This window comes from Actinocorallia lasiicapitis (assembly GCF_054778695.1).
Window position 1 is genome coordinate 1 of sequence record NZ_BAAGZI010000461.1, and the last position, 4,258, is coordinate 4,258.

Here is a 4,258-nt window from a genome sequence, read left to right on the forward strand (position 1 = left end):
GGAAGGGCAGGCGGCCCGGTACTCGGTGCAGCGCGCCCTGGACGACCCGCTGGTCATGGCGGGGCACCGGCTGACCGGTGAGGCGTTCGCGGGCGAGGTCGTCTGGGCGGACCCCGACCACACCAACGAAAAGGACAGGCCCCGGCCGCTGCTGCGGATCGCCACCGGCGACGAGCTGCGGGCCGAGCCGGGCGCGGCCGTGCACAACGCGGCCCGCAAGCAGAAGGCGATCGTGGTGGAGGCCGACCACGACGGCGTCCTGCTCGAACTCCAGGACGGCATGGGCCGCGCCAAGAAGCCCGCGCCCGGCAGCGTCCCGGAGCTCGGCGAGTCCGTCTGCTTCACCACGTTCACCGATGAGTTCCGGCCGGGCGCGAACCTACCCGACCCGGAGGAGACCCCGTGGACGCACGGCGGGCCGCCGGAGCCGTACGAGCCGCCCGGCGAGGTCGCCACCGAGGAGATGTCCGCCCAGCTCCGCGAGCCGACCGTGAAGGAACTGCCATGACCGTGCTGCGGCTGCCCGGACGCAACCCCGGCGCTCTCGCCGACGCCGTCGTCTCGGCCGTGCTGGACGATCTGACCAGCGGGCTGCACCGGGGCGTGGTCGTCGACTCGCCGCCCGGCGCAGGCAAGTCCACGCTGGTGGTGAAGGCGGCGCTGCATCTGACCGGCGCGGGCGAACGGCTGATGATCGTCGCACAGACCAACGAGCAGGTCGACGACCTGATCGAACGGCTGTCGGTGAAGGACCCGCAGCTGGTGATCGGACGGTTGTCGGCTGCCGACTACAAGCCGTCCGAGCGGGTCCGGCTGCCGAACGTCCTGGTCAACGCCAAGGCCGACGCCCTGGTGGAGGCGCCCGTGGTGATCGCGACGTCGGCGAAGTGGGCGACGCTGTCCGACGGCACCTGGACGTGGGCGATCGTCGACGAGGCCTACCAGATGCGCTCGGACGCCCTGCTGCGGATCGCGGGCCGGTTCGAACGCGCCCTGTTCGTCGGCGACCCCGGCCAGCTCGACCCGTTCTCCACGGTCGACGCCGAACGCTGGGCGGGACAGTCCTGGGACCCCACCCAGTCGGCGGTGTCGGTGCTCCTCGCCCACAATCCCGACCTGCCGGTGCACCGGCTGCCGGTCTCCTGGCGGCTGCCCGCCTCCGCGGCCCCCGTCGTCTCCGACGCCTTCTACCCCTACACCGGTTTCCGGGCGGGCACCGAGCCGGGCGACCGGCTGCTGCACTACTCCGCGACGGGCATGAGCCTGCACGACCAGGCGCTCGACATCGCCGCCGAGACCGGCTGGGCCCTGTACGAGCTGCCGTCCAAGCACACGGTCCGCACCGACGTCGAGGCCGTCGCCGCGACCGCGGCACTGGCCGTCCGGGTGCTCCAGCGGGGCGCGGTGGCCACCGACGGCGGCGAGGAGCGGCCGGTGACCGCGGACCGGATCGCGGTCGGCGCCGCCGACCGCGACCAGGTCGCGGCGATCAAGCAGTTGCTGCGCGGCACCGACATCACGGTCGACACCGCCAACCGGCTCCAGGGCCGCGAGTACGACGTCACGGTCGTGCTGCATCCGCTGTCGGGGCGGCGCGACGCGACGGAGTTCCATCTCCAGGCGGGCCGGCTGTGCGTGCTGGCGTCCCGGCACCGGCACGCGTGCCTGGTCGTCGCCAGGGCAGGGATCCCCGAGCTCCTCGACGCCCATCCGTCGACCAGCCCGGTCCATCTCAATGTGCCGATCAAGTTCCCGGACGGCTGGGAGGCCAACCAGTCCGTCCTGGCCCACCTGGAGAACTTCAAGATCAGCGTCTGACGCGCCTGGTCACCGGGAGCATGACGCGGACGGCGCGATCGCGGACCGGGATGATCGCCCGGAGGATCTCGGCGCCCAAGATGACGCCCGCGCCGAGCGCCAGCGCCGTCGAGACGGCCTCGACCAGGGACAGCACCCCGCTGTTGGCGTGGTCGGTGGTGACCTCCAGCAGCCCCCGGTACATCAGGGTTCCGGGCAGCAGCGGCGTCACGCACGGGATCACGGCGACCAGCGGCGGGACGTCGCGGGCGCGGGCGCAACCGGTGCCGACCAGGCCGAGCATCGTGGTGACGACCAGGGTCGCGGCCGCGGCGGCCAGCTTGGTCTCCAGCAGCAGGACGAAGACGATCCAGCCGGCCATCCCGCCCACGGCCGCGACCGGCACCCAGTTCCGCGGGGTGAGGACGTACACGGCGAGCGCCGCCGACATCACGCCCGCCGCGAGGACCGGCGCGGCCCGGTTCGAGAGCTGGGCGGTCGGCAGGTTGTCCAGCGAGATCGGGACGCCCGACCGGGAGCCCAGATAGATGGTGAAGCCGACGCCCGCGAGGATCGCCGAGATGATGAACATGGTCTCGACCAGCCGGACCGTGCCCGTCATGTAGTCGCCGGCGATGCCGTCCTGGAGGCTGGCGACCAGGGCGCGTCCGGGGATCAGGGCGATGACCACGCCGATGACCACGGCGCCGGAACTGACCGGCGCGTCCAGCGCCACCAGCAGCACCGCGACGAGCGCGCCGATGGCCGCGCCCACCCCGACCTGGAAGAACTCGGCGACACCCCGCCGGGCCAGCCAGTCGGACGTCCGGTCGCCGAGCAGGGTCGCGCAGAACGCGGCGACGGCCGCCCAGAACCGGCCGCCGACCAGGACGGCCCCCGCCCCGCCGATCATGGCGAGCGAACCGGTGATCAGCCAGTTCGGGTACGCGGCCCGCGCCGCGATGATCTTCCTGAGCCGTTCGGTGGCCTGGTCGAGGGTCATCCGGCCCGCCTCGGCCTCGTCGACCAGCCGCTGGATCTCCACCAGCCGCGTGTAGTTGGCGCGGCGGCGGCGCACCATCCGCTCCCCCGTCACCGGCGGACGGCCGAAGCCCGGCAGGAACGACACGGAGATCGCCGCCAGTGTGACGTTCGCCTCCACCCGGGGCAGCCCGTACACCTGGCCGAGATGGATGATCGCCCGTTCCACCCGGTCCGCGGACTCACCGCCCGCGAGCATCAGCTCGCCGACCCGGAGCGTCAACTCCATGGCCAGATAGGACGTGACGTCCTCGGTCTTCTCGTGCAAATCCCGCCTCCCTCAGCGAGATTAGGGCGGTGCCCGCCGGGTCAGGGACGCCCGGGTCCGGTGTTGGGTGAGACTTTGCGTTGGCCCACGTCAGAGGGGTTGCTGGTAGCGTTCCTGATCGTTTCCCGCCCACTTTCGGAGGTTTCACCATGCGTTCCCTGCGCGTCCTCGGCGCGTCCCTGCTCGTCGGTGCGCTCGCTCTGACCGGCTGCGGCGGTGAAGACCCGAAGCCCGCGCAGACGACCGCGGCGGGACCGCAGCGGATCGTGTCGCTCTCCCCCACCGCGACCGAGATGCTCTACGCGATCGGCGCGGGACCGCAGGTCGTCGCGGTCGACGAGTACTCGACCCACCCGGCCGACGCCCCCAGGACCAAGCTGTCGGGGTTCAAGCCGAACGCCGAGGCGATCGCCGGGTACAAGCCCGATCTGGTCGTGCTCTCGGGTGACAGCGACGGCATCGTCCAGGCGCTCGGCAACCTCAAGATCGCGGTGAAGGTCGAGCCGCCCGCGGCGAAGATCGAGGACTCCTACGCCCAGATCGAGGAGCTCGGCCAGGCCACCGGCCACGCCGACCAGGCCGCCGAGGTGACCAAGGGGATGCGCGAGCGGATCGGCAAGGCCGTCGCCGCCGCCCCGAAGAAGGACGGCGTCACCTACTTCCACGAGCTGACCACCGATCTGGACACCGTGTCGTCCAAGTCGTTCCTCGGCCAGGTGTACGGGCTGTTCGGGCTGGTCAACATCGCCGACGCCGCCGACAAGCAGGGCGCCGGCTACACCAAGCTGTCGTCGGAGGCCGTCGTCAAGGCCGACCCGAAACTGATCTTCCTGGCCGACTCGGTGGGCGCGGGCCAGTCCGCCGCGACCGTGGCGAAGCGTCCCGGCTGGTCCGGGCTGACGGCCGTCAAGAGCAACGGTGTGATCGCGCTCAACGACGACCTGGCGTCCCGCTGGGGGCCGCGCCTGCCCGAACTGATCGAGACGATCTCCGCCGCGGTGAAGCAGGTCCCGTAGTGCGCAGGGGCCTGCCCGTCACCCTCGCCGCTCTCGCGGTCGCGGTGGTGGGCGGGCTGCTCGTCGGGGCGGTGCCCCTGCCGGTCGGCGGGGTGCTGCGCGCCCTGGCCGGGCTGGACTCCGGGCTCACCCCGCT

At 72.2% G+C, this 4,258-nt stretch carries 3 protein-coding genes and 1 pseudogene; 3 read left to right on the plus strand and 1 reads right to left on the minus strand.

The genetic code is table 11. From position 1 onward, the window contains the following. Positions 1 to 508 (plus strand): annotated as a pseudogene (locus tag ACYVE7_RS30170) (hypothetical protein); the annotation flags it as partial. Beyond that, on the plus strand, positions 505 to 1,818 hold the full coding sequence (locus tag ACYVE7_RS30175; RefSeq protein ID WP_460369460.1) for an AAA family ATPase: 1,314 nt from the start codon (positions 505 to 507) through the stop codon (positions 1,816 to 1,818). The pseudogene ACYVE7_RS30170 and the gene ACYVE7_RS30175, both read left to right, overlap by 4 nt. Here the strand turns inward: ACYVE7_RS30175 and ACYVE7_RS30180 are convergent. Then, positions 1,808 to 3,106, minus strand: coding sequence for a threonine/serine exporter family protein (locus ACYVE7_RS30180; RefSeq protein WP_460369462.1), 1,299 nt, complete (start codon positions 3,104 to 3,106; stop codon positions 1,808 to 1,810). The genes ACYVE7_RS30175 and ACYVE7_RS30180 overlap by 11 nt on opposite strands. 149 nt (positions 3,107 to 3,255) lie before the next feature. Here ACYVE7_RS30180 and ACYVE7_RS30185 point away from each other — a divergent pair, with 149 nt between their 5' ends. Then, positions 3,256 to 4,122 (plus strand): ABC transporter substrate-binding protein, encoded by an 867-nt coding sequence (locus tag ACYVE7_RS30185; protein ID WP_460369464.1) that lies wholly within the window; start codon positions 3,256 to 3,258, stop codon positions 4,120 to 4,122. Positions 4,123 to 4,258 lie beyond the last annotated feature (136 nt).